The organism is Bradyrhizobium sp. OK095 (assembly GCF_900109945.1).
In the GTDB taxonomy this organism is placed as follows: domain Bacteria; phylum Pseudomonadota; class Alphaproteobacteria; order Rhizobiales; family Xanthobacteraceae; genus Bradyrhizobium.
Map to the genome: position 1 here is coordinate 206,494 of NZ_FOBX01000012.1, position 21,833 is coordinate 228,326.

General features: G+C 63.3%; 29 protein-coding genes and 1 tRNA gene. 11 read left to right on the plus strand and 19 right to left on the minus strand.

Going from position 1 to position 21,833, the window contains the following annotated elements; genetic code table 11:
- Nucleotides 1-17: 17 nt before the first annotated feature.
- Both BMW89_RS28670 and BMW89_RS28675 read left to right on the plus strand, forming a co-directional pair.
- Nucleotides 18-1,001: a TRAP transporter substrate-binding protein gene (locus tag BMW89_RS28670; RefSeq protein WP_092031555.1), complete on the plus strand. Its 984-nt coding sequence runs from the start codon at nucleotides 18-20 to the stop codon at nucleotides 999-1,001.
- Nucleotides 1,002-1,072: 71 nt separating this feature from the next.
- Nucleotides 1,073-1,999 carry a dihydrodipicolinate synthase family protein gene (locus tag BMW89_RS28675; protein WP_092031558.1) on the plus strand — a complete coding sequence of 309 codons (927 nt, stop codon included), beginning with the start codon at nucleotides 1,073-1,075 and terminating at the stop codon, nucleotides 1,997-1,999.
- A 5-nt stretch (nucleotides 2,000-2,004) separates the two neighbouring features.
- On the opposite strand, the gene BMW89_RS28680 is transcribed toward BMW89_RS28675, so the two are convergent.
- Genes BMW89_RS28680 through BMW89_RS28695 form a run of 4 tightly spaced genes read right to left on the minus strand, consistent with a single transcriptional unit; the run spans nucleotide 2,005 to nucleotide 7,694 of the window.
- Nucleotides 2,005-2,916 carry a hydroxymethylglutaryl-CoA lyase gene (locus BMW89_RS28680; protein WP_092031562.1) on the minus strand — a complete coding sequence of 304 codons (912 nt, stop codon included), beginning with the start codon at nucleotides 2,914-2,916 and terminating at the stop codon, nucleotides 2,005-2,007.
- A gap of 1 nt (nucleotide 2,917) precedes the next feature.
- Nucleotides 2,918-4,933, minus strand: a complete 2,016-nt coding sequence (locus tag BMW89_RS28685; protein ID WP_177196382.1) for an acetyl/propionyl/methylcrotonyl-CoA carboxylase subunit alpha — start codon at nucleotides 4,931-4,933, stop codon at nucleotides 2,918-2,920.
- A gap of 4 nt (nucleotides 4,934-4,937) precedes the next feature.
- Nucleotides 4,938-6,542 carry a carboxyl transferase domain-containing protein gene (locus tag BMW89_RS28690; RefSeq protein ID WP_092031570.1) on the minus strand — a complete coding sequence of 535 codons (1,605 nt, stop codon included), beginning with the start codon at nucleotides 6,540-6,542 and terminating at the stop codon, nucleotides 4,938-4,940.
- A gap of 24 nt (nucleotides 6,543-6,566) precedes the next feature.
- Entirely contained in the window at nucleotides 6,567-7,694 is a 1,128-nt protein-coding gene (locus BMW89_RS28695) for an isovaleryl-CoA dehydrogenase (RefSeq protein WP_092031713.1), read from the minus strand.
- Between the two features lie 155 nt (nucleotides 7,695-7,849).
- Here BMW89_RS28695 and BMW89_RS28700 point away from each other — a divergent pair, with 155 nt between their 5' ends.
- Nucleotides 7,850-8,878 carry an AraC family transcriptional regulator gene (locus BMW89_RS28700; RefSeq protein ID WP_092031575.1) on the plus strand — a complete coding sequence of 343 codons (1,029 nt, stop codon included), beginning with the start codon at nucleotides 7,850-7,852 and terminating at the stop codon, nucleotides 8,876-8,878.
- A gap of 105 nt (nucleotides 8,879-8,983) precedes the next feature.
- Here BMW89_RS28700 and BMW89_RS28705 read toward each other — a convergent pair whose 3' ends face one another.
- Both BMW89_RS28705 and BMW89_RS28710 read right to left on the minus strand, forming a co-directional pair.
- A complete protein-coding gene (locus BMW89_RS28705) occupies nucleotides 8,984-9,469 on the minus strand; it encodes an Lrp/AsnC family transcriptional regulator (protein ID WP_092031579.1) in 486 nt (161 codons plus the stop codon).
- A gap of 186 nt (nucleotides 9,470-9,655) precedes the next feature.
- Complete coding sequence (locus tag BMW89_RS28710; RefSeq protein ID WP_092031583.1) at nucleotides 9,656-9,961, minus strand: ETC complex I subunit; 306 nt, start codon at nucleotides 9,959-9,961, stop codon at nucleotides 9,656-9,658.
- 316 nt (nucleotides 9,962-10,277) lie between these two features.
- On the opposite strand from BMW89_RS28710, the gene BMW89_RS28715 reads away from it, so the two are divergent.
- Entirely contained in the window at nucleotides 10,278-11,450 is a 1,173-nt protein-coding gene (locus BMW89_RS28715) for an OpgC domain-containing protein (RefSeq protein WP_092031586.1), read from the plus strand.
- A gap of 131 nt (nucleotides 11,451-11,581) precedes the next feature.
- Nucleotides 11,582-12,007, plus strand: a complete 426-nt coding sequence (locus BMW89_RS28720) for a translational machinery protein (RefSeq protein WP_092031589.1) — start codon at nucleotides 11,582-11,584, stop codon at nucleotides 12,005-12,007.
- Nucleotides 12,008-12,117: 110 nt separating this feature from the next.
- Here the strand turns inward: BMW89_RS28720 and BMW89_RS28725 are convergent, their stop codons facing one another.
- Together BMW89_RS28725 and BMW89_RS38490 are read right to left on the minus strand one after the other, a co-directional pair.
- Complete coding sequence (locus tag BMW89_RS28725) at nucleotides 12,118-12,312, minus strand: hypothetical protein (RefSeq protein WP_092031716.1); 195 nt, start codon at nucleotides 12,310-12,312, stop codon at nucleotides 12,118-12,120.
- A 779-nt stretch (nucleotides 12,313-13,091) separates the two neighbouring features.
- Nucleotides 13,092-13,256 carry a hypothetical protein gene (locus BMW89_RS38490; protein WP_244547710.1) on the minus strand — a complete coding sequence of 55 codons (165 nt, stop codon included), beginning with the start codon at nucleotides 13,254-13,256 and terminating at the stop codon, nucleotides 13,092-13,094.
- On the opposite strand from BMW89_RS38490, the gene BMW89_RS38495 reads away from it, so the two are divergent.
- Both BMW89_RS38495 and BMW89_RS28735 read left to right on the plus strand, forming a co-directional pair.
- The gene (locus BMW89_RS38495; RefSeq protein ID WP_244547711.1) at nucleotides 13,255-13,722 is read left to right on the plus strand and encodes a hypothetical protein; all 468 of its coding nucleotides are present in this window, start codon (nucleotides 13,255-13,257) and stop codon (nucleotides 13,720-13,722) included. The genes BMW89_RS38490 and BMW89_RS38495 overlap by 2 nt on opposite strands.
- 56 nt (nucleotides 13,723-13,778) lie before the next feature.
- Nucleotides 13,779-13,940, plus strand: coding sequence for an RNA-binding protein (locus BMW89_RS28735; protein ID WP_244547712.1), 162 nt, complete (start codon nucleotides 13,779-13,781; stop codon nucleotides 13,938-13,940).
- A 46-nt stretch (nucleotides 13,941-13,986) separates the two neighbouring features.
- Here the strand turns inward: BMW89_RS28735 and BMW89_RS28740 are convergent, their stop codons facing one another.
- Nucleotides 13,987-14,709, minus strand: a complete 723-nt coding sequence (locus BMW89_RS28740) for an outer membrane protein (protein ID WP_092031599.1) — start codon at nucleotides 14,707-14,709, stop codon at nucleotides 13,987-13,989.
- A 510-nt stretch (nucleotides 14,710-15,219) separates the two neighbouring features.
- On the opposite strand from BMW89_RS28740, the gene BMW89_RS28745 reads away from it, so the two are divergent.
- Nucleotides 15,220-15,525 carry a hypothetical protein gene (locus BMW89_RS28745; RefSeq protein WP_092031604.1) on the plus strand — a complete coding sequence of 102 codons (306 nt, stop codon included), beginning with the start codon at nucleotides 15,220-15,222 and terminating at the stop codon, nucleotides 15,523-15,525.
- Nucleotides 15,526-15,970: 445 nt separating this feature from the next.
- Here the strand turns inward: BMW89_RS28745 and BMW89_RS28750 are convergent.
- From BMW89_RS28750 to BMW89_RS28765, 4 genes are all read right to left on the minus strand, one after another.
- A tRNA-Pro gene (locus BMW89_RS28750) sits at nucleotides 15,971-16,047 on the minus strand.
- A gap of 74 nt (nucleotides 16,048-16,121) precedes the next feature.
- Nucleotides 16,122-16,607: a DUF192 domain-containing protein gene (locus BMW89_RS28755; protein WP_092031609.1), complete on the minus strand. Its 486-nt coding sequence runs from the start codon at nucleotides 16,605-16,607 to the stop codon at nucleotides 16,122-16,124.
- Between the two features lie 112 nt (nucleotides 16,608-16,719).
- Complete coding sequence (locus tag BMW89_RS28760; RefSeq protein ID WP_177196384.1) at nucleotides 16,720-17,352, minus strand: cold-shock protein; 633 nt, start codon at nucleotides 17,350-17,352, stop codon at nucleotides 16,720-16,722.
- 199 nt (nucleotides 17,353-17,551) lie between these two features.
- Complete coding sequence (locus BMW89_RS28765; protein WP_177196391.1) at nucleotides 17,552-18,313, minus strand: SIR2 family NAD-dependent protein deacylase; 762 nt, start codon at nucleotides 18,311-18,313, stop codon at nucleotides 17,552-17,554.
- A 309-nt stretch (nucleotides 18,314-18,622) separates the two neighbouring features.
- Here BMW89_RS28765 and BMW89_RS38120 point away from each other — a divergent pair, with 309 nt between their 5' ends.
- Complete coding sequence (locus tag BMW89_RS38120; protein ID WP_164988584.1) at nucleotides 18,623-18,787, plus strand: hypothetical protein; 165 nt, start codon at nucleotides 18,623-18,625, stop codon at nucleotides 18,785-18,787.
- Nucleotides 18,788-18,856: 69 nt separating this feature from the next.
- On the opposite strand, the gene BMW89_RS28770 is transcribed toward BMW89_RS38120, so the two are convergent.
- Nucleotides 18,857-19,132 carry a hypothetical protein gene (locus BMW89_RS28770; RefSeq protein ID WP_092031722.1) on the minus strand — a complete coding sequence of 92 codons (276 nt, stop codon included), beginning with the start codon at nucleotides 19,130-19,132 and terminating at the stop codon, nucleotides 18,857-18,859.
- Between the two features lie 280 nt (nucleotides 19,133-19,412).
- Between BMW89_RS28770 and BMW89_RS28775 the strand changes: the two genes are divergently transcribed.
- Entirely contained in the window at nucleotides 19,413-19,643 is a 231-nt protein-coding gene (locus BMW89_RS28775; protein ID WP_092031618.1) for a hypothetical protein, read from the plus strand.
- Between the two features lie 88 nt (nucleotides 19,644-19,731).
- Nucleotides 19,732-19,857, plus strand: coding sequence for a hypothetical protein (locus BMW89_RS38600; RefSeq protein ID WP_092031622.1), 126 nt, complete (start codon nucleotides 19,732-19,734; stop codon nucleotides 19,855-19,857).
- Here the strand turns inward: BMW89_RS38600 and BMW89_RS28785 are convergent.
- From BMW89_RS28785 to BMW89_RS28795, 5 genes are all read right to left on the minus strand, one after another.
- Nucleotides 19,854-20,051 carry a hypothetical protein gene (locus tag BMW89_RS28785; protein WP_092031626.1) on the minus strand — a complete coding sequence of 66 codons (198 nt, stop codon included), beginning with the start codon at nucleotides 20,049-20,051 and terminating at the stop codon, nucleotides 19,854-19,856. The genes BMW89_RS38600 and BMW89_RS28785 overlap by 4 nt on opposite strands.
- A 134-nt stretch (nucleotides 20,052-20,185) precedes the next feature.
- Nucleotides 20,186-20,311 carry a hypothetical protein gene (locus BMW89_RS38605; RefSeq protein ID WP_283805336.1) on the minus strand — a complete coding sequence of 42 codons (126 nt, stop codon included), beginning with the start codon at nucleotides 20,309-20,311 and terminating at the stop codon, nucleotides 20,186-20,188.
- A 106-nt stretch (nucleotides 20,312-20,417) separates the two neighbouring features.
- Nucleotides 20,418-20,585 carry a hypothetical protein gene (locus BMW89_RS38125; RefSeq protein WP_177196385.1) on the minus strand — a complete coding sequence of 56 codons (168 nt, stop codon included), beginning with the start codon at nucleotides 20,583-20,585 and terminating at the stop codon, nucleotides 20,418-20,420.
- A gap of 160 nt (nucleotides 20,586-20,745) precedes the next feature.
- Nucleotides 20,746-20,883, minus strand: coding sequence for a hypothetical protein (locus tag BMW89_RS38130; RefSeq protein ID WP_177196386.1), 138 nt, complete (start codon nucleotides 20,881-20,883; stop codon nucleotides 20,746-20,748).
- Between the two features lie 380 nt (nucleotides 20,884-21,263).
- Nucleotides 21,264-21,560 carry an HU family DNA-binding protein gene (locus tag BMW89_RS28795; protein WP_092031633.1) on the minus strand — a complete coding sequence of 99 codons (297 nt, stop codon included), beginning with the start codon at nucleotides 21,558-21,560 and terminating at the stop codon, nucleotides 21,264-21,266.
- Nucleotides 21,561-21,833 lie beyond the last annotated feature (273 nt).

Genomic DNA, 21,833 nt, shown 5'->3' on the forward strand with positions numbered 1-21,833 from the left:
TCCAAAGGAGCCCGACCATGCCGCTTTCACGCCGCCGCTTTCTCGCCGCCAGTGCCGCCGCATCGGTGTTCGCGCCCTCGCTGGCGCTCGCCGAGGCCAAGGAATTCCGCCTCGGCCTGATCACGCCCAACGGCCATTCCTGGAACAAGGCCGCGCTCAAATTCGGCGACGAGCTCAAGACGGCCACGAGCGGTCGCCTGACCTTGACCGTGTTCCACTCTGGCCAGCTCGGCAACGAGCCCGCGATGATGCAGCAACTCCAGTCCGGCGCGCTCGACATGGGCTTCATCCAGGCCGCTGAGCTCGGCTCGCGCGTACCGCACATCGCCGCGATCAACGCGCCCTATATCGTCCGCTCGACACCCGCGGTGGCGAAATTTGTGCGGCATCCGACGGCGATAAAGCTGTTCGAGGTGCTGCCGCAGGAGACCGGTACGATCGGGCTCGGCTGGGGCATCACCGGCATGCGCGCGGTGTTCTCGTCCAAGGACCTGACGACGCTCGGCGATATCAAGGGCATGAAGCTGCGCATCAACCCGACGCCGGTCTATCGCGATTTCTATTCGTCGCTGGGGGCTGCGCCAACGCCGATCCCGACGCCGCAAGTGTTCGACGCGATGGCCAACGGCCAGGTCGACGGCCTCGAGGCCGATCTCGAATTCTCCTGGAACCAGCGCTTCGACAAGGTGTCGAAGGTGATCTTGCAGATGAACGCCGTCTTCATGCCTATGGCAGCGGTGGTCTCGGGGCGGGTCTGGCAGACGCTGCCCGCGGCCGACCGCGAGCTGATCGCCAAGACCGTGAAGGCGACGCTGGACGCGCAGATCGACGAGTTGGCCTCCAACGAGCCCGCGCTGATCGAGAATTTCAAGAACGCGCCGATCCCGATCCGCCAGGTCCCGGCCGGCGACACCGAGGCCGTCATTGCCGAGTTCGACAAGATCTGGCTGCCGAAGGCCCCTGTTCTCGCCGAGCTGCGCAAGGTCGGCGCCACGCTCTGATCCCACCCGCCATCCTCTTTACAACAGCCGGCGGCCCCAGCCCCCCGTCGGCAACTTTACCTGGAGCAAACATGAGCCGCCGCGTTTCCTGGGAAGGCGTCTTCCCGGCCGTCACCACGCAATTCCACGACGATCTCTCGCTCGACATCGACGCGACCGCGAAAGTCATGGACGGATTGATCCGCGACGGCGTCTCCGGCCTGATCGTCTGCGGCTCGGTCGGCGAGAACACCTCGCTGGAGCGCAAGGAGAAGGTCGCGATCATGGAGACGGCAAAGTCCGTCGCGAAAGGCCGCGTGCCCGTGCTGTGCGGCATCGCCGAATTCACCACGGCGTTTGCTGTCGAAACGGCGAAGGAAGCCGCCCGCATCGGCATCGACGGCGTGATGGTGATGCCGGCGCTGGTCTATTCGTCGAAGCCGCACGAGACCGCCGCGCATTTCCGCGCGGTTGCCACCGCAACCGACCTGCCGGTGATGCTCTACAACAATCCGCCGATCTACAAGAATGACGTCACCCCCGACATCCTGGCCACGCTCGCTGATGTCGAGACGGTTGTGTGCTTCAAGGATTCCTCTGGCGACACAAGGCGCTTCATCGACACCCGCAACATGGTTGGCGACCGCTTCGTGCTGTTCGCAGGCCTCGACGACGTCATCGTCGAGAGCATCGCCATGGGCGCCGTGGGCTGGGTCTCCGGCATGTCGAACGCCTTCCCGCGCGAGGGCGAGACGCTATTCCGCCTGGCCAAGGCCGGCCGCTTTGCCGAGGCTATGCCGCTCTACGAATGGTTCATGCCGCTGCTGCATCTCGACGCCCGCCCCGACCTCGTCCAGTGCATCAAGCTGTGCGAGCACATCATGGGCCGCGGTACCGCGCTGACCCGCCCGCCCCGCCTCGCGCTGCTGCCGCAGGAGAAAGCCGAGGTCGAGGCGATGATGGCCAAGGCGCTCAAGAACCGGCCGCGCCTGCCGGATGTCGGGCTGAAGGCGGCGTAAGCGGCTTACGTCGCCGCCCGCTTCCTCTTCGCGTTCAGCGCGGACGCCACGCGGCTCACCGGCGGTTTGCCCAGCACGCGGCTCATCTCGTTCGTGGCCGCTAAAAGCCGGTCCATATCGATGCCGGTCCTGATCCCCATGCCTTCGAGCATGTAGACGACATCCTCGGTCGCGACATTGCCGGTCGCGCCCGGTGCGTAGGGACAGCCGCCGAGACCGCCGGCGGCGGCATCGATGACGCGGACGCCCTCCTCCAGGCCGGCATAGAGATTGGCGAGCGCCTGGCCGTAGGTGTCGTGGAAATGCATCGCGAGCTTTGCGGGCGGGATGTTGGCGGCTACCGCGCGCAGCATCTCTTTCGCCTTGGTCGGCGTGCCGACGCCGATGGTGTCGCCGAGCGAGATCTCGTAGCAGCCGAGCTCCCACAGCGTGTTGGCGAGATCAGCGACAGCCTTCGGCTTGATCTCGCCGTCGAACGGACAACCGAGCACGCAGGAGATATAGCCGCGCACCTTGACGCCGTCCGCCTTGGCGCGCGCCAGCACCGGCTTGAACCGCTCGATCGACTCCGCAACCGTGCAGTTGATATTCGCGCGTGAAAACCCTTCCGAGGCCGCGGCAAACACTGAGACAACCTTCGCACCCGCGGCGCGCGCGGCATCAAAACCCTTTTCGTTCGGCACCAGCACGTGGAATTCGGCGCCCTTCACATGGGCAACGCCGCGCAGCACGGCGTCCGAGCTTGCCATCTGCGGGATCGCCTTGGGCGAGACGAAGGCGCCGACCTCGACCGTATCGAGGCCGGCCGCGACCAACGCCTCGATGAAGGCGATGCGGGCCTCGACGCTGACGGGTGTCTTCTCGTTCTGAAGGCCGTCGCGCGGCCCCATTTCGATGATGCGGACGGGATCGGTCATGTCACTCACCGGAAGCCTCGACCACGGCGAGCTCGACACCTTCCTGGACGATGTCGCCGACCTTGCACTTGATCGACTTCAGCACGCCGGCATAGGGCGCGCGCAGCGTCTGCTCCATCTTCATGACTTCCAGCGTGAGGATCGGCGCGCCCTTCTCCAGTTTTGCGCCTTCCTCGGCCAGCACGGCGACCACCGTGCCGGGCAGCGGCGCTGCGATCTTGTCCGCGCCGGTCTGCTCCTCGGTCTCACCACCGAACGGATCGACCAAGTGCAGGTCGAAGCGTCCGTTGCGCGTGCGGAGGTACAGTTCATGGCCAGAGATCACAGCAGCAACGGCTGATTTGACGCCATCAAGCGTCAGATCGAAGCCGCCGTCACGCGGCGCAATCGCAAACGCCAGCTCGCGGTCGCCGACTACCAGCGTCGCCGGTCCGCTGCCGTAGTTCAGCGTGACCTTCTGCTCCGTCCCGTGGCCGACGCGGAAGGCAAAACTGCGCCGGCGGCGGCCGACCGGCTGCCAGCCAAAAGTCTGCCAAGGGGAATTCAAAGGCGAAGTCGCGCCACCTTGCGCGGCTTGCCGCTCGTCATTGATAACAGCTGCAACGGCCGCGCAAAGCTCGAGCTCTCCGGGCGCCAGCGTCGCGGAAGTCAGCACCGCCAGCTCACGCTCGATGAAGCCGGTGTCGATCGCATTGGTCCGCACTTTTGGGTGCGTCATCAGCGCCGACAGGAACGGAATATTGGTGACGATACCGCGAACGTCGGACTCCTCCAGCCCCCGGTTCAGCCGCTCGATCGCGACATCCCGCGTCGGCGCCCATGCGATCATTTTTGCGAGCATGGCGTCGTAATACGGCGAGACGGTATCGCCCTCGCGGTAGCCGGCGTCGATGCGCAAGCCTCCGGTCTCGGCCGGCAGGCGCCAGGTCGAGATCTTGCCGACCGACGGCATGAAATTCTTGGTCGGGTTTTCCGCATAGACACGTGCTTCGACCGCGTGGCCGTTGAGCTTGATCTCATCCTGCTTGAGCGGCAGCGCCTCACCGAAGGCGACGCGCAGCTGCCATTCGACGAGATCGATTCCGGTGATCAGCTCGGTTACGGGGTGCTCGACCTGGAGGCGCGTGTTCATCTCGATGAAGAACACGTCCTTGCCGTCGGAGACGAACTCGATGGTGCCGGCGCCGACATAGCTCACCGCGCCCGCCGCTTTTCGCGCGGCGGCGCAGACGGTCTCGCGCTGCGCAGGATTGAGGGTCGGCGACGGCGCCTCCTCGATCACCTTCTGATGCCGGCGCTGCAGCGTGCATTCGCGCTCGAACAGCGACAGCAGATTGCCGTGGCTGTCGCCGACGATCTGCACCTCGATATGCCTGGGATTGTCGACATATTTTTCGATCAGCATGCGGTCGTCGCCGAATGCGGCTTTTGCTTCACGCTTGGCGCTGACGATCGCGGGCCCAAGCTCGTCCGCGGACCGCACCACACGCATGCCGCGGCCACCGCCGCCGGCGGACGCCTTCACCAGCACAGGAAAACCAGCCTTCTCGGCCGCCTTCGCCAGCGTTGCATCGTCCTGGGCTTCGCCGTGATAGCCGGGCACCAGCGGCACACCCGCTTTCTCCATCAGCGCCTTGGAGCCAGACTTCGAGCCCATCGCATTCATCATGTCAGCCGTCGGGCCGACGAAGACGAGCCCCGCGTCGTAACAGGCCTGCGCGAACTCGGCATTTTCCGACAGAAAACCGTAGCCGGGATGCACGGCCTCGGCGCCGGTCTTGCGCGCGGCCTCGATCAGCCGCTCTACATTGAGATAGCTGTCACGCGCACGCGCGGGTCCGAGCAGCACGGCCTCGTCAGCGAGCGCGACATGCATCGCGTCGCGGTCAGCCTCGGAATAGACCGCGACCGTGCGCAGGCCCATGGCGCGCGCGGTGCGGATGACGCGGCAGGCAATCTCGCCGCGGTTGGCGATCAGGAGCGTGCGAAAACGGCGGTAGAGTTTTGAACGGTCCATCGCATCACATCCTGAACAGGCCGAATTTCGTAGGCTCGATCGGCGCATTCGACGCCGCCGAGAGGCCAAGGCCCAGCACGAGCCGCGTATCTGCGGGGTCGATCACGCCGTCGTCCCACAGACGCGCGGTCGCGTAATAGGGATGCCCCTGGCTGTCATATTGCGCGCGGATGGGCTTGCGGAATGTCTCTTCGTCTTCTTTCGACCAGCTATCGCCCTTTGCCTCGATATTGTCGCGGCGGACCTGGCTCAGCACCATCGAGGCCTGCTCGCCGCCCATCACCGAGATGCGCGCATTCGGCCACATCCAGAGGAAGCGCGGCGAGTAGGCGCGGCCGCACATGCCGTAATTGCCGGCGCCGTAGGAGCCGCCGATCACCACGGTGAATTTCGGCACCGATGCCGTCGCGACCGCCGTCACGAGCTTTGCGCCGTCGCGCGCGATGCCGCCGGCTTCGTATTTCTTGCCGACCATGAAGCCCGTGATGTTCTGGAGGAACACCAGGGGAATGCCGCGTTGGCAGCACAGCTCGATGAAATGCGCGCCCTTCAGCGAGCTCTCGCTGAACAGAATGCCGTTGTTGGCGATGATGCCGACCGGATAGCCCCAGATGTGCGCGAAGCCGCACACCAGCGTCGTGCCGTAGAGTTTCTTGAACTCGTCGAACTCGGAACCATCAACGACACGCGCGATGATGTCGTGCACGTCGAACGGCTTGCGGCCGTCGACCGGCACCACGCCGTAAATCTCCTCCGCGGCGAACAGCGGGTCGCGCGGCGGATGCATGTTGAGGTTCGGCCGCGCAGATGGTTTCAGTGTGCCAACGATGCGGCGGGCGATGCCGATCGCATGCGCATCGTTCTGGGCGTAATGATCGGTCACGCCCGACTGCCGCGAATGCACGTCGGCGCCGCCGAGCTCTTCCGCGGTCACGACCTCGCCGGTGGCGGCCTTCACCAGCGGCGGGCCGCCGAGGAAGATGGTGCCCTGATTCCGCACGATGATGCTCTCATCCGACATCGCCGGCACATAGGCGCCGCCGGCGGTGCAGGAGCCCATCACGATCGCGATCTGCGGGATGCCCTGTGAGGACATCTGCGCCTGATTGTAGAAGATGCGGCCGAAATGGCGCTCGTCCGGAAAGATCTCGTCCTGCATCGGCAGGAAGGCGCCGCCGGAATCGACCATGTAGACGCAGGGAAGATTGTTCTGCCGCGCCACGTCCTGCGCGCGCAAATGCTTCTTCACGGTCATGGGATAGTAGGTGCCGCCCTTGATGGTGGCGTCGTTGGCGACGATCACGCATTCGCGGCCCGCGATGCGTCCCACTCCGGTGACGACGCTCGCCGAATGCACGTCGCCGCCATAGAGGCCATAGGCCGCGAGCGGCGACAGCTCGAGGAACGAAGTGCCGGGATCGACCAGCAGGTCGACGCGCTCGCGTGCCAGCATCTTGCCGCGCGAGGTGTGGCGGCTGCGCGAGGCCTCGCCGCCGCCGCCAGCGACTTGGGCGAGCTTTTCGCGCAGATCCGCGACGAGCCCGCGCATGGATTCGGCATTGCGGGCGAAATCCGATGAAGACGGATCGATACTGGAATGGAGCGGCATGTTGATTCCAATCAGGTGAAGGTTTTAGGCCGTTTCCGCCATCAGTTCGCGGCCGATCAGCATGCGTCGCACCTCCGAGGTGCCGGCGCCGATCTCATAGAGCTTGGCATCGCGCCAGAGCCGGCCGACCGGAAATTCGGATGTATAGCCGACGCCGCCAAGCGCCTGGATCGCCTCGCCCGCCATCCAGGTCGCCTTCTCCGCGGAATAGAGGATCGCGGCGGCTGCGTCCTTGCGCAAGCTGCGGGCGTGGTCGGCGCGGTCGCAGGCGCGCCCGACCGCATAGACATAGGCGCGCGCCGACTGCCAGGTCGCGTACATGTCGGCGAGCTTGCCCTGCATCAGCTGGAAATCGCCGATCGGCTGCCCGAACTGCTTGCGTTCATGCATGTAGGGCACCACCGCGTCCATGCAGGCCGCCATGATCCCGAGCGGGCCGCCTGAGAGAACCGTGCGCTCATAGTCGAGGCCGGACATCAGCACCTTGACGCCCTCGCCCACCTTGCCCATCACGTTCTCCTCCGGCACCTCGCATTCGTCGAAGAACAACGGATAGGTGTTGGAGCCGCGCATGCCGAGCTTGTCGAGATGCTGGCCGTGGGTAAAGCCCTTGAAGCCTTTTTCAATGAGGAAGGCGGTCATGCCGCGCGGGCCGGCTTCCGGATCGGTCTTGGCGTAGACGACCAACACGTCGGCGTCGCCGCCATTGGTGATCCACATTTTTGAGCCGTTGAGCACGTAGCGGTCGCCGCGCTTGTCGGCGCGCAGCTTCATCGAGACGACATCGGAGCCAGCGCCGGGCTCGGACATCGCGAGCGCGCCGACATGCTCGCCGGAGATCAGTTTTGGCAGATAGCGCGCGCGCTGTGCCTCGTTGCCGTTGCGGCTGATCTGGTTGACGCAGAGGTTGGAATGGGCGCCGTAGGACAGGCCTACGGCGGCGGACCCGCGCGAAACCTCCTCCATGGCGACGATATGGGCGAGATAGCCCATGTTCGAGCCGCCATATTGCTCCGGCGCAGTCATGCCGTGCAGGCCGAGGTCGCCGAGGCGCTTCCAGAGATCGGCCGGGAACAGATTGGCCTTCTCGATCTCGGCGGCGCGCGGGGCGATCTCCGCCTCCACGAAGGCGCGCAGCGTGTCGCGCAACATGCCGATGTCTTCGCCCAGATCGAAATCGATGCTCGGGATGTTCAAGGCGATTCCTCCGTATTTTGGGGTCCGAACCTAACGGCATCAGGGCCCTTCTGCGGTCGAAAAGGTTGCATTTTCCGCCAAACTTGGCGAGGATTTCCGAGAGGAATCCGATGCCTTTCCAGACCGCAACCGCGCTCCAGCGCCGGGCCGTGACCCCCGCCGCCTTCGTTCGCGGCGTCGTTGCCGCCTATGCCAGATACGGCCGCGATCCGACCGAGGCGCTGAGCCGGGGTCAGGTAGCGCCAGACCTTGTCAATTCTCCGGACGGGCGGGTCACAGCCGCCCAGTTCGAGGCCCTGGCCGGCCACGCCATGCGCGAGCTCGACGACGAGGCGCTGGGCTGGTTCTCGCGAAGGCTGCCCTGGGGCAGCTACGGTATGCTGTGCCGCGCCTCGATCACAGCCCCGACGCTCGAAGTCGCGCTAAAACGCTGGTGCCGGCATCATCGCCTGCTCACCGAGGACGTGCTGCTCGATCTCGCGGTCGGCGACGAGACCGCGACCGTGTCGATCCGCGAGTTGCGTGACCTCGGGCCGTTACGCGAGTTCTGCCTGGTCACGCTGCTCCGCTACGCGCTCGGCTTCTCCTGCTGGGCAGTAGACTCCAGGATCGCGCTTCGCACCGCGGAATTCCCCCACCCCGAGCCCGGCCATGTCTCGGTCTATCCGACCATCTTTTGCCGAAATATCCGCTTCGATGCGGACCACGCGTCCATCACCTTCGACAAGCACTATCTGTCGCTGCCGCTGACACGCAGCGCCGCCGATCTCGACAACATGCTCAAAGGCGCGTTGCGGCTGACCGTGCTGCCTTATCGGCGCGACCGGCTGCTGGTCGAGCGCGTGCGGCGCGTGCTGCGCGATGCGCGCGGACGCAGTCTCGGCGCCGAGGATGTCGCAAGCGAGCTGGCGCTCTCCACCCGCACCATGCACCGGCGCCTGCGCGAGGAAGCAACCTCGCTACGCGATCTCAAGGAAGAAGCGAAGTTCGAGCTGGCAAAACAGGAGCTGATGCGCGGACGGGCGCCGATCAAGCGGATCGCGGAGATCGCCGGTTTCCGCAACGAGAAGAGTTTTTCGCGGGCTTTTCGCAGCTGGACCGGCGCAAGCCCGCGCGAGTTTCGCGGCCGGTATCGGTGAAGCCGACAAACAAGTACGGCCTCCGCGGTCGAACGCAGAGGCCGTATCGGTACGCCTGAACTGGAGATTTCGCATCCCCGATCCGCGCCGGAAAGCGCGCAATCCCTACCTCGCCGTCACGCCCTCCTGCAACGGCAGCGGCACGTCCTTTGCGACGCCCAGCACCGGGAAGCTGCGGACGTTCCTCACATCAGGCATCGCGGCGAAATGCAGGAGCTGCTGGCGCATGCTCTCGACGCTCGGCGCCACGCATTTGAGGAGATAGTCGGTGTCGCCGGAAATCCGCCAGCACTGCTGGATGCGCGGGATCGCCGATATCGAGCTCTCGAACGCCTCCAGCACCGGCTGGGCCTGGCTGCCGAGCTGGATCGAGACGAACGACACCACCTCATAGCCGAGTAGTCGCTCGTCGATGACGGCACGGATCGCCCGGATCACGCCGCGGCTGAACAGCGATTTCAGCCGCCGCAGGCAGTTGGGTGCGGAGACGCCGACGCGCAGCGCCAGCTCGTTGTTGCGGATACGCCCGTCCTGCTGGAGCTCGGACAGTATCTTCAGATCGACGCCGTCGAGCTGGTCACGCCCGGCCATCCCCCACCTCGTCATGGTCGTGTCATGCGAGGCAGCGAAGCACGGGGTGGAAACGCTGCCAAGGGTCTGGACGCTGGATGACTTCTCCGTCATGGCCGGGCAAAACGTGGATGCCCGGGACGTCTGCGCAAAGACGCGCTTCGCGCTTTTGCCCAGGCATGACGACGGCTCGAACGAGAATGATCTTTAGTGCGTCCAGGGCTCGCCGCGGCGGAACGAGAAATTGTCCGAATACGCGACCGGGCGGCGGATCGAATCCTGGGGCTCGATCACCTGGTAGGCGATGCCCTTGCGCTCGCAATAGGCGACCGCCTCTTCCTTGCTGTGGAAGTGCAGGGTGATCTGCTGCTTCATGTCGCCCGACGAGGTCCAGCCCATCAGCGGCTCGACCGCGCGCGGCTGCTCCGGCTCGTAGTCGATCTGCCATTCCTTGGTCTTGGATCGGCCGGATTGCATCGCGTTCTTGGCGGGCTTGAAAATGCGTGCGGTCATGGTCGGTCCGGGCCTCGTCTTTTCGTTCGAATTCGATGCGTGACGGTAGCAGTTGGTGCAAACCGCGGGCATAGTATAGAGACACCTTTCGGGAACTGATCGGTGATTCCGGGCCCCCGGATGCCTCGTCGACGGGTATAGTCATTATGCTGCACCGTGACAATTGCGTACCCGCCGTCCGCTCGGGGATCCCGCCCGGTGGCGCCCCCGTCTCGCCGCCTCCCAAGAGTCCGCCCTCCAAGAGTCCGCCCTCCAAGAGTCCGCCCTCCAAGAATCTGCACTCCAGGTATCCGTCCCCTTCGAAAGCCCCCGTCGCATGGCCTTTTTGAACGTCAGCGCAACGCTCCCCGAGAAAGGCCGCGACCTCAGGCTCGACCTGTTTCGCGGCGTCGCCAACTGGGCGATCTTCCTCGACCACATCCCCGACAATATCGTGAACTGGATCACGACCCGCAATTACGGCTTCTCTGACGCAGCCGACCTGTTCGTCTTCATCTCCGGCTACACGGCCTCCTTCGTCTATGCGCGGATGATGCTGGATCGCGGCTTCGTCGTCGGCGCTACGCGGCTGACCAAGCGAGTCTGGCAGCTCTACGTCGCCCACATCATCCTGTTCGTGATCTACATCGCCTCGATCAGCTATCTCGCGCTGCGCTTCGGCGATTCCGAGATGATCAACGAGTTCAACGTCGCCGGCCTCGTCGACAACGCCACCGAGACGCTGCGCCAGGGCCTGTTCCTGCGCTTCAAGCCGCTCAATCTCGACGTGCTGCCGCTCTACATCGTGCTGATGGGCCTGTTTCCGCCTGTGCTGTGGTTCATGCTGCGCAAGCCGGATTTGACCATGGTCTTGTCGATCGTGCTGTGGCTCGCCGCGAGGCATTACGGCCTCAACCTGACCGCCTATCCGGCCGGCCAGTGGTACTTCAACCCGTATGCCTGGCAGGTGCTGTTCGTGTTCGGCGCCTGGTGTGCGATGGGCGGGGCGCGGCGCTCGATGACGCTGATCAATTCGCCCATCACGCTGTGGGTCTGCTTCTCTTATCTCGCCTTCGCGCTGGTCATGACCATGGCCGGCCGCTTCCCCAGCCTCGGCGGCATGTTGCCGGAATGGCTGTTCTCGGCCTTCAACCCGAACGACAAGACCAATCTTGCGCCCTACCGCTTCATCCACTTCGTCGTGATCGTGATCCTGGTGATCCGCTTCGTGCCGAAGGAGTGGCCGGGGCTGGAATGGAAGGTGTTCGATCCCATCATCGTCTGCGGCCAGCAATCGCTCGCGGTGTTTTGCGTCGGCGTGTTTCTGTCCTTCGTCGGCCATTTCGAGCTGTCGATGAGCTCGGGCTCGCTGTTCGCGCAGCTCTTTGTCAGCATCGCCGGCATCGCGATCATGACGACGGTGGCCTATTACATCTCGTGGTCGAAGCGGCAGGACAAGCCGCTGAAGCCGCCGCCCGCCAAGCCGGCTGCGACGGCGAAGGCCGCCTGAGCCGGGGGCGTCAGATGCCTTCCATCCGATTGACCTGCGTCAACCGGCAGAGGCGGCGGCCGACGTAGTGTTACTCCGATACGGACCGCCGCACCGATTGCCGGCGACATCCCCTCGGACAAGGCCAACACATGTCATATCATTTTCACGCCGTGGTCTGGATCGACCACTCGCAGGCCCGGATCTTCCATCTCGGCCTGAGCGGCTCCGATGAAATCACGCTGCATCCGCATCTGGCGACGCGCCATCTCCATCATAAGGCCAATGTGACCGGCAGCGGCCATGCTGCGCCCGACAAGACGTTTTACAATGAGGTAACCCAAGCCCTCGCCGATGCCGGCGAAATCCTGATCATCGGCCCGGCAAACGCGAAGACGGAACTCGCCAGCCACATTCGCGCACACGCGCCCGATATCGCCAAGCGGATTGCCGGGGTGGAGGCAGCCGATCATCCCTCCGACAACGAGATCGTCGCCTACGCGAAGCGCCACTTCAAATTGCCTGCGCCGCGCGTGCAGGCGCCGGGCTCGGCCCCGGGTGAGAGACAGTCGCGTTGAGACGGGGCGCCGTCCAGAGCGTTTTCCAGCGAAGTGACACCGGTTCGCGTGAGGAAAACGCGTCAAAACAGAAATCTGGAGCCCCGTTCCGATTCGATCGGAACGGGGCTCTAGGCCGCCTCTTCGCCGTTGAACTCGGTGAACTTCTTGTAGATCCAGTCGCGGCCGTCGTGGCGGCGCCAGACTTTTCCGACCACGAGCTGCCCGTTGATCGAGCGGCGCGGCACGATCACGGTCCAGAGGTGCCAGATCTCGGTCCAGCTCGACTTCGGATGGACTGTTTTGACGTTGCGATCGAAAGACATGACGCAAAACTCACAGGATACGCGCGCCGCGACGAACTGTGATCCCTGTGTGAGCACCTGAAACAGGCAGCCCATCGCGCGCCTCGCGGACCTGATCACAGCAATCGATGCAGCCGCAACCACCGCTTGCCCTTAACCTAACCGATCAACCTTACTTCTCATGTATCGGTGGCCGGACCGGTTGAAAACCGGCGCGGATTTTTCTAGAGTGCATGCACAATTTGAGAATGACCGTGCCGTTTTAGGCGCGCCTTGCAATTTTGAACTGACTCGAATTTTTCAAAAGAATTGACCGGCCGGGGGCGACCACAATGAATTTGCAATGTGCATGTTTGCGCCTGGAGGTGCGTTCGACGCCGCCTGCGCCGCTCATCCGGACGTCCATTCAAGAACCGCCGAAGGCCGCGAACGACAACCAGCTGGTCTGGCCGTATTTGCCGTTTCCGCTCGGCTGGTGCGCGACGAACTGATCGAGCTTCGTTCGAAAACGCTCCGGAAAAGCGCAACGCCGCGCAAGCGGAATATCATCGCTTGGCGGCGTCCGTTTAGGTATTGGGCGCTGAAATCCCCAATACTCATATGTCTATGGCGACAGCCAAAGGTTCGATGAATCCGGACTAATTCTGCGCCGGTCGGACAGTGCCAATGCCTTGAAAAATCGCGCAGAAGTCGCGTTGTGCGGAGAATGAGCGCCCAGGCTTTGGAAGGCTCGGCCCAGGTTCGCGCAAACGTGTCGGGACGCAATAGGCCGCGTGCCCGCCCCGGCAACCGAGCCCGGCCTAGACGCTGGCGCTGGATGCGCCCTGGGCATTGGAGCCTAGCGAGCCCTGCGCGTTGTAGGTCTGCCCCGCCTGACTGCCTTGACTGTTTTGCGCGCTCCCCGAAGTCTCGACCTCGGTCGTGCCGTCGGAATAGGTGATCGTCGTGGTAGTGATGCCGTCCATGGTGATGGAGACCTCGCTGACGACGGTCTTGGCCGAGCCGCCGCCCGAGCCCGAGCTCCCGCCCGCCGATTGCGAGGACGATGTCGCCGAGGTCGAGGACGTTGCTGATGTCGATGACGTCGCCGACGTCGCGGACGACGACGTGGCGGTCGCCGCGGATGTTGTCGCCGCCGGGCTGGTTGATGCAATCGCACTGATCGACATGAAAGCCTCGCCTGGAAGAACCCCGGGGCACAGCGACAGTTGCGCGCCCTATTCTCCTCTTGAACGCGGCAGGCGCGCGAAGCAGGCGCCGGCGGCGGGAAAAAATCGATTGCCACGCATTTCCGGGCCCGAGGCCAGCAACCAATCGCTGTGCAGCGCGTTGCAGCTTTCCCACGCGTCCGGGTATCCGCCACGCCTCAGCGGGGCCTGCCGGGACAATCACCTTGTCTCACGTCCGTGTGAGCTGGAGCACGGCCGGTGAATTTATTCAGGCGAGCTGAGACCAATGAACAGCAGGCCGCAAGGCAAGGGGATGCTGTGAGTCAGATCGATACGACCGAGAAACTCTCGGAGGCGCCGGAGACCGGAAGCTCGTTGTTCGCGCTGTGCGGACTCGGCGTCGCCGGGATTGCGATGCTGGGCTGGGTCTGCGGCCTCGCCTGGATCGCTTGGCGCCTCGTTGACTGGCTGCTGTTCTGACTTCCGGAACGCCACCGGAGCTCCGGCCACGTCCCGGCAGTCCCCCTCAGTAGTGGTAATTCACGCCGACGGTCGCGGCATGGATCGTATCCTTGAGATGGGCCACGGTGATGCCTTCGACAGGACTGATCAACTGGATCGGACCCTTGGTGCCGAAGTCGTGGTAATTGTATTCGACATTGGCCGACCAGCTTGGCGCAAACGCCCATTCCACGCCGGCGCCCAATGTCCAACCGGTCCGCATCACCGACGCGCTGGGGTCGATCGCGAAACCTGCGGCCGGGCTGATGTAGGCATCATCGACCTTCTCGTGAGTCCAGGCGACGCCGCCCCGCGCATAGAACAGCCAGCCCAAGCCATAGGCGTAGCCGAGCCGCGCCGTGACTGAGCCGAGAAAATCGTTCTTGAGGCCGAACTGCGATGGCACGAGGAGGTTGCCGAGCGCGGGAAATCTGACATTGCTGCCATGGTGGCTCGACAAGCTCGCTCCTGCGGCACGGCCCTCGGCGCCGACGACCCAGTTGGATGCGAATTGATGGTCGCAGCCGACCTGTCCACCGCCGACAACGCCGGCCGCGCCGAAATCGAGTGTCCCCCCGGCGATGTTGATCGTGCGATCGTCGCTCGCAGCGACGCCGAGATGACCGCCGACATAGCAACCAGTCCAGTTGAATGTGACCGGTGCAGCAGGCAGCTGCGCATAATCAGCCGCAGACGCGGTCGTCGCGGACAGGGCGAGAATCGCCGCGCCGCACAGAGCTCTAAACATGTCCTGACATTCCCCATTGCACGCGCGGAGACATTGGCACGCGAGGCTGACGCGGAGGTTGTGTGCAAGACAAGATGTCGCGGGAATGGTCTGCCGCCTTGAGCCCGATTGGCGTCGCCGGGATTGCGATGCTGGGCTTGAGTCTGCGCTCTCGCGTGGCCTCGTTGACTGGCGGCTGTTCTGAGGCCTGAACGGCCAGCCGCGCGACCGCGGCAGCCGTCACCCATCACGTCAGAAGTGATAATTCGCGCCGACAGTCGCTGCGTGAATCATGTCCTTGAGGTTGGACATGGTGACGTTGTTGACGGGACTGGTCAGCAATGTCGGACCCTTGGTGCCGAAGTCGTGGTCATTGTATTCGACATTGGCCGGCCAATGCTGCTCGGCAGCTTTTCAAGCCCTGGCTACGCGAGTTCATGCGTGGTTCAGCTCGAACATGCGTCAATAGGCAAGTCGTTACGTGAGAGACGAATCTTGCTAGGCTTGTTCCGGGAATTTGGAGGAGACGTCATGATCGAGATTGCGCTGGCAGCCCTCATTGCGTCAGCTGGAGTTTTGCCATCGGCGGCAGCGCCGCTGGAGCCCTTGGTTCAAGAGGTTCAATTCAGGGGCTCGCCCGGTGGCGGATGCCCGGATGGCTTCGCGTTCAATTATTCTGACGGCCGCTGCTACCCCAACGGTAGACAACCGCCGGGAGAATATGCGCAGCCCGAATATCAGCCGCGGCGTGGCTGTCCCGACGGTTTTGCCTTCAATTATTCGGACGGCCGCTGTTACCGGAACGGCCGGCAACCGCCGGGCGTGTATGCGCGATAGGTGGCCGCCAATCCTGATTGCTCAGTTCCGCTTGCCGCCAGAGAACGAACTCACAGTGTGATGCGGTCGATGCAATTCCAACTGCATATCGACTCCCCCTAAGGCCCCAGTCTCCGCCAGCCAGGACTGGGGCCTTCGTTTGGCGCCCGCATACGGGGACTTAGGACAGCGGCAACAGCTTGACGTGCCGTTATCGCGGGAGTCTGATCCGCCGCATGGGGCAACATCAGCACGACGTCGACGAGCTCGCGCGCATCTGCCTGGAGCTGGCGGAGGAAAGCGCCCTGCCCCTCAAGCGTGACGCCCTGATCGAACTTCCGGAACTATCGCGCCGAGGCCGCCAGCCGCACAAATCAGCTATGCATCGCGCCTTCCCATGACCTTCCCAATTCAAATTTCTGGGAAGGTCGGACGCTGCTTTTCTGTCGTAAGTGTTTGAAATCACTGGTCGGGGCAGCTGGATTCGAACCAACGACCTGCAGTACCCAAAACTGCCGCGCTACCAGGCTGCGCTATACCCCGAATGTCCGGCGAGCCACGTCGATACACGCTTCCAGGCGTGCCAGCAAGGCTGGCAGTGCCCCCGCCGGGTGGCCCTATTTGCTGCCGAACAAGGGGTGACCGACTCGGTCACCGGGCCGGATGCCGTATTTCTGCGCCGTTCCCGCCACCACCTCCAGCACGGCCCGGGCGAGCCCCCTGGACGAGACGATCTTGGTCGACATCGGTTCGGTGTTCTCGGCAACGCGCAGGATGCGGCCGTCGGCGCGGATGAAGATCATGTCGAGCGAGACATAGGTGTTCTGCATCCACATCGACACTTCCTGCTCGGGATTGAAGTCGAACAGCATGCCTTTGCCGTCCGCGAGCTCCTTCCGATACATCAAGCCGGTATGCTTCTCCTGCTCGGTCGTCGCCATTTCAACCGAGAACACCTGCACGCCGTTCTTCGTGACGATCTCGAGCGGCTGAAAGTCCGCGGCGCCGACAGGCGCGCTGGCGACGGTCAGGCCTGCAATGACGAGGATGGCGGCAAGCCAGCTCCGGGCAAAGCACCAGGCGGCCGTACGATTGGAATTCATGGAGCACTCAAGGCGTGGGAACGGAACAGTCCTACGCGGCGACCGCCCGAAAAGCCAGAGGCGCGCCGGCTGGCCGGCGCGCCTCTGCTCACGATTGCGGGAATTGGAAACGCTAGTGCGAAGAAAGGCCCGGCGATCCCGTCTCGGGATGGATCTCGGCCGCCATCATGCCCTTGGAACCGGGCCCGAAGCGGACGAGCACATATTGGCCGGGACGCAATTCGGTCATGCCGAAGCGACGCAGCGTCTCCATGTGCACGAAGATGTCGGGCGTGCCCTCGCCGCAGGTCAGGAAGCCGAAGCCGCGCAGCCGGTTGAACCATTTGACCTGGGCCCGCTCGAGCCCGCTGGTCGCGGTCACCGTGACATGGGTGCGTGGCGGCAGCATCTGCGCCGGATGGATCGCAGTCGACTCGTCCATCGAGACGACGCGGAAGGCCTGGTAGCCCTTGGCGCGCTGGATGCACTCGACGACGATGCGGGCGCCCTCGTAAGCGGTCTGGAAGCCGTCGCGCCTAAGCACGGTAACGTGCAGGAGCACGTCGGGCCAGCCATTGTCGGGAACGATGAAGCCGTAGCCCTTTGAGGCGTCGAACCATTTGATGACGCCGTGAACCTCGACGAGGTTGGCGCTGCCCTCACCTAGTCCGGTGAAGGGGCTGAGCGCGCCGTCGCGACCGCTGCCGTGCTCGCCGAGCTCGGGAACTCCGACCTTCTTGGACTCAAATCCGTCCGACGACCCCATAACCCCGGACCCCACACATGCCATGCAACCCGCCACATTGGCGGCGCTCGAATCACGCGTCTTAAGAGAATGTTCTCACTTCGACGCGACGCGAATCTTTCGACTCAAAAGATAACACTCCCGGTTGCGACGCATAGACAAAAAAGAGATTCGCCGGAACCTATGAACAGCTTGCACAGCCGCGAATCAAACTACCGCCTCAATTACCGACAAAGGGTCCGAGCGTTTCGCCGATGTCGTGGCGGATGACGAGGTCGGCAATGTCGTCCTGCTCGGTCGGCTCGCGATTGATGATCGCCAAACGTGCACCCGCGTTCTTCGCCATCATCGGAAAGCCCGCCGCGGGCCACACCACGAGCGAGGAACCGATCGCGATGAAGAGGTCGCAGGCCCGCGCCAGTTCGGTTGCGCGCTGCATTTCATCCTCCGGCATCATCTGGCCGAACGAGATCGTCGCAGTCTTCACCGGCTCATCGCACACGGTACAGTTGGGTGCGGCGCCGTCTTCGTCGAATCGGCGTTTCACCCAGTCGAGCTGGTAGGCCTGCCCACATCCGATGCAGCGCGCATAAGTGGTATTGCCGTGAAGTTCAATCACGTGCTCCGCGGCGAAGCCCGAAGCCTGGTGCAGATTGTCGATGTTCTGGGTGATGATGGCGGGAATCTTGCCAGCGCGGTACAGCGAGGCGAGCGCGCGATGGCCGCGGCCGGGCTTAGCCGCCGCAAACACCTCGTCCATCGCAAAGCGGCGCCGCCAGGATTCGTCGCGCGCATCCTGGCTCGCAACAAACTCGCCGAACTCGATCGGCCGGTAGCGCGTCCAAATTCCGCCCGGCGAGCGGAAGTCGGGGATGCCGCATTCGGTCGAGATGCCGGCGCCGGTGAACGGCACGATAGTCTTCGCTTCGGCGATCATATCGCCGAGACGTTCAACGCCGCTGCGAAGATCCAATGCAATCACTCGCCGCCTCCCGATTTGGTTTTGCGCTAGCTGCGTCGCGTACAAGCGACAAGATTATTGACGCTGTTATCCACTGCCAAAGCACTTGCGAAGCAAGAGAAGAACTTGCGAACCAAGAGAAGAACTTGCGAACCAAGACATGGGCGGCAATTTTTTCCGACCTTCGCTTATCACAATCCTGCAATGCCGCCTCCCCATTGACGCCCCAATCAGAAGCGCCAATGCATGTGTTGACGCGACTCAACGTGATTGCGGCGGCAGTGCGTGAGTTCAGTAGTGCACACATACTCACGTGTAGAGGGATTTGACATGACCGAGGACGAACAACGCAAGATCCGCGAACGCGAAGAGATTGCCGCCCGTGTCGCCGCCTTCCGTGCCACGCAGGAAAAATTCAAGCGCGAGCGCGACGAGTATTTCGTCTCGACACTCGAGAACGCCCGCAAGGTGGAACGGCCCTCGCTCTGGCCGTAAGACATTTTCTGATCTGCAGACATGAAAAAAGCCCGGAGTGATACTCCGGGCTTTTCGTTTGTTCAGCCGTTACCAGTGGCGGTAGTAGTGGCGGTGTCCATAGTACGGCCCGTCGCCATAATAGGCGTAAGGGCCAGGACCATAGCCGGGGCCGCCGTAGTAGCCGTAGCCCGGTCCATAACCATACGGATGCGACGCCGCGACCGCACCCGCGGTGATCGCGCCGGCGGCCAGACCAAACGCGAGGCCCGGACCGATGCCGCGACCGCGCGCCTCGGCAGGCGCTGCGACCGCGGTCACGCCAACGGCTGCGACGGTGGCCAGAATTGCCAGTGTCTTCTTCATGATCCTCTCCTTCATATCTGGCGAGACAACGCATCCCGCTTGCGATGGTTGCGTGCGGGGCGGAACCGAAGGCCGTCAAAAATCTCACTGGAGGGGGAACGAAAGCGCGCCGGCCGTATTGTGGTTGCGAGTGCGGAGCCTCCGCTATCCGGTAGAGGCGACAGCACGAAAGCCCCGTCAGTATCCTCCGCGATGCTGGCGGGGTTTTTCAGTTTCACGATATGCAAATGGCAGCCGGCATGAAAAATTGCCAACGGGGCGGAGACATGAGGAGGCGAGATTGCCGATATCCGCGTTGCTGGCCCGCATCCGCCGGCTGGTCCCCAGATCCAGCGATGAGCATTACGACGAGATCGTTCGCAATTTCGGTGTCGGCGCGCTGCGCCCGCCTGCGACGCCGATGACCGACGGCGAGCTGGCGCGCGCCATCGCCGAGTTCCTCAAGCACTCCCCTTCTTCGGAGTCGGTTGCGACCCTGGGCCGGCGGCTCGATCCCACCACGCCGCTGTAAACGGTTTCTGTTCACCGCTGGGAACAAGCGTTTCGCGCCCACGTTGAGGTCGTCTTCGCGCAAGCGAGATCCACATGTGAGACCCGACATGCCCGCCTGGCTCGAAATTCTGCTCAACCTGTCAGGCTATGCCGGCTTCGTCGCGATCGCGCGCCGCGGCACCTCGTGCCCGCCTGCGCCTGCCGGCGATCGCGCTTGCGGGGACCAGCGCTAGTGGGTGTGCGGCGCCTGGCCGGCCGTGCGCACCAGCCGGTCCGCCTTGACCGCGACGCTGATATCCTCGAGCTGCGGCCGCAGCGAGAAGCTGATCACCACGAAAGCGAGACAGAAAAGCGTGCCGACGATAGCGACGCGCCGGTAAGTGTGGCGGTCGCCTTGATAAAAGGACGGTTCTGAAAAAGGTGTCATGTCTGAAAAAGTCTCATGGCAAAATCGTTTCTTGCTTGTCTTTGCCAGACACCTACTCCAAGCAGCCGCAAGCGCAACGCGATTGGGCTTTTAACCTAACCGAATAGGGTTATCGGCATCCGCTCAAGCTTTCGTTAGGCGATTGCGAGCCGCTTCAGCGTCGCGCGAAAACTCAGGCTGCGATGGCCAGCGACCAGCACGGTGCCGAACGGCGGCGAGACGGGGATGGCGTTTGCCAACCGGCTTTGTTCCAGCTTCACCCGCATTTCGTTCTCGAAGAACGAATCGGAATCGAAGAAATCGGCGCGAAGCAACCCTTAACAAATTGTTCGCACGCAAACGAGTGCGAGATAACGAACGCGCAGATCACGACAAGCGCACGATCACGTCGCGCCGCCGGAGCTCGACTGTGCGAGGAGTCGCGGATGTTGCGCCGATGTCCCGCATCGACACAGAAGCCACCGCTTGTTCTGCTTCCGACTCCATTCCGTTCGCAAAGAACGAATCGGAGTCGAGAAAATCAGCGCGCAGCATGTCCTAACGATCGATGAAATCAATCGCGGCGATGACCGGCTTCAAATCAGCAACGCCGCGACATCCACACGCGCCTCTTGGCGAGGTCCGGCGAGGCGAGAACTCGGAACAGGATCGCGCTCGCCGGTTGCCGCGTGCCGTCGATGTCCGCCGGCGCTCGTCAAGCCGCTTTCTTCACTTTGTCTTTCCCGGAAAAACATTCGAGGATCTGGATACGCAGCTCCTCCGCGGCCGGGCCCTCGACCTTCCTGAGCTGGTTCCAGAGCCTGATCACTTCGCGCTGTTTCTCGATGGACATGAGTCACCTCCAAGGTGGCTCATAAGAACAAAATGAGAACAGAAAGTCCAGCCCCTCGCGCGTGATTGTCCGCGTAAATCGCGCGAACCTTTCGGACACGGCACGCAGCCCCATGGAGGCTGGGGATTTCAGCGCCCTGTCAGAGAGCAGCGCCGCGAGCGACGAACATCTGCCGTCACCGCGGCGCGGTTGCTTTCTGGATTTTCAACCTTAAGTTAGACACACGGCTGACGGCCAGGCGCTGAAATCCCATTGCCGTCAGTTTGGAAGGCCCCGCGCGAAAGCGCGGGGTTTTCGCTTTTTGGGCAGACGACAAAGCCCCGCTCCGATGCGATCGGAACGGGGCTCTGGGCACGCTAAGCGGCGCGCGATGGTCTGGATCAGACGGAGTCCTTGGCGACCTTCAGCGGCGAGGCTTTCACCGACTTGCTGGCGGGCTTGGCAGCAAACTGCATCGGCTCCTTGGTGAAGGGATTGACGCCCATGCGGGCTTCGGTCGCCGGCTTGTTCACGACCGACATCTTCACGAAACCGGGAATAACGAACTCGCCGGACTCGTTGAGCTCCTTGTAGCCGACCGTCGCCATGTACTCGACGACCGACTTCACGTCGTTCTTCGAGAGCTGCGTGCCCTCGGCAATCGCATCGATCAATTGTGTCTTCGTCATCTTCGCCATGTCTGGAATCCCTTTGTGCGAGCGAGCAAATTCTGCTCAGGACGCGGCTGAACCACGCAGCGCGCTGCCGATTCATGCCTGTTGTCATGAAGTCACGGGGCTTAGAACCCATCGAGGCCCAAAATACAAGCCGCGGTCAACGCGGGTTCCGTGGTTTTATCCCCAGGCCGCGGCATCGATCGGGCTTGAGTTGTTGGCGGAATTGACGGGTGCGCCCGCCCCCCTCGCCCATCCCGTCACCCCGTTCGTGAAACTTGTGGCCCGGCCTGCGCT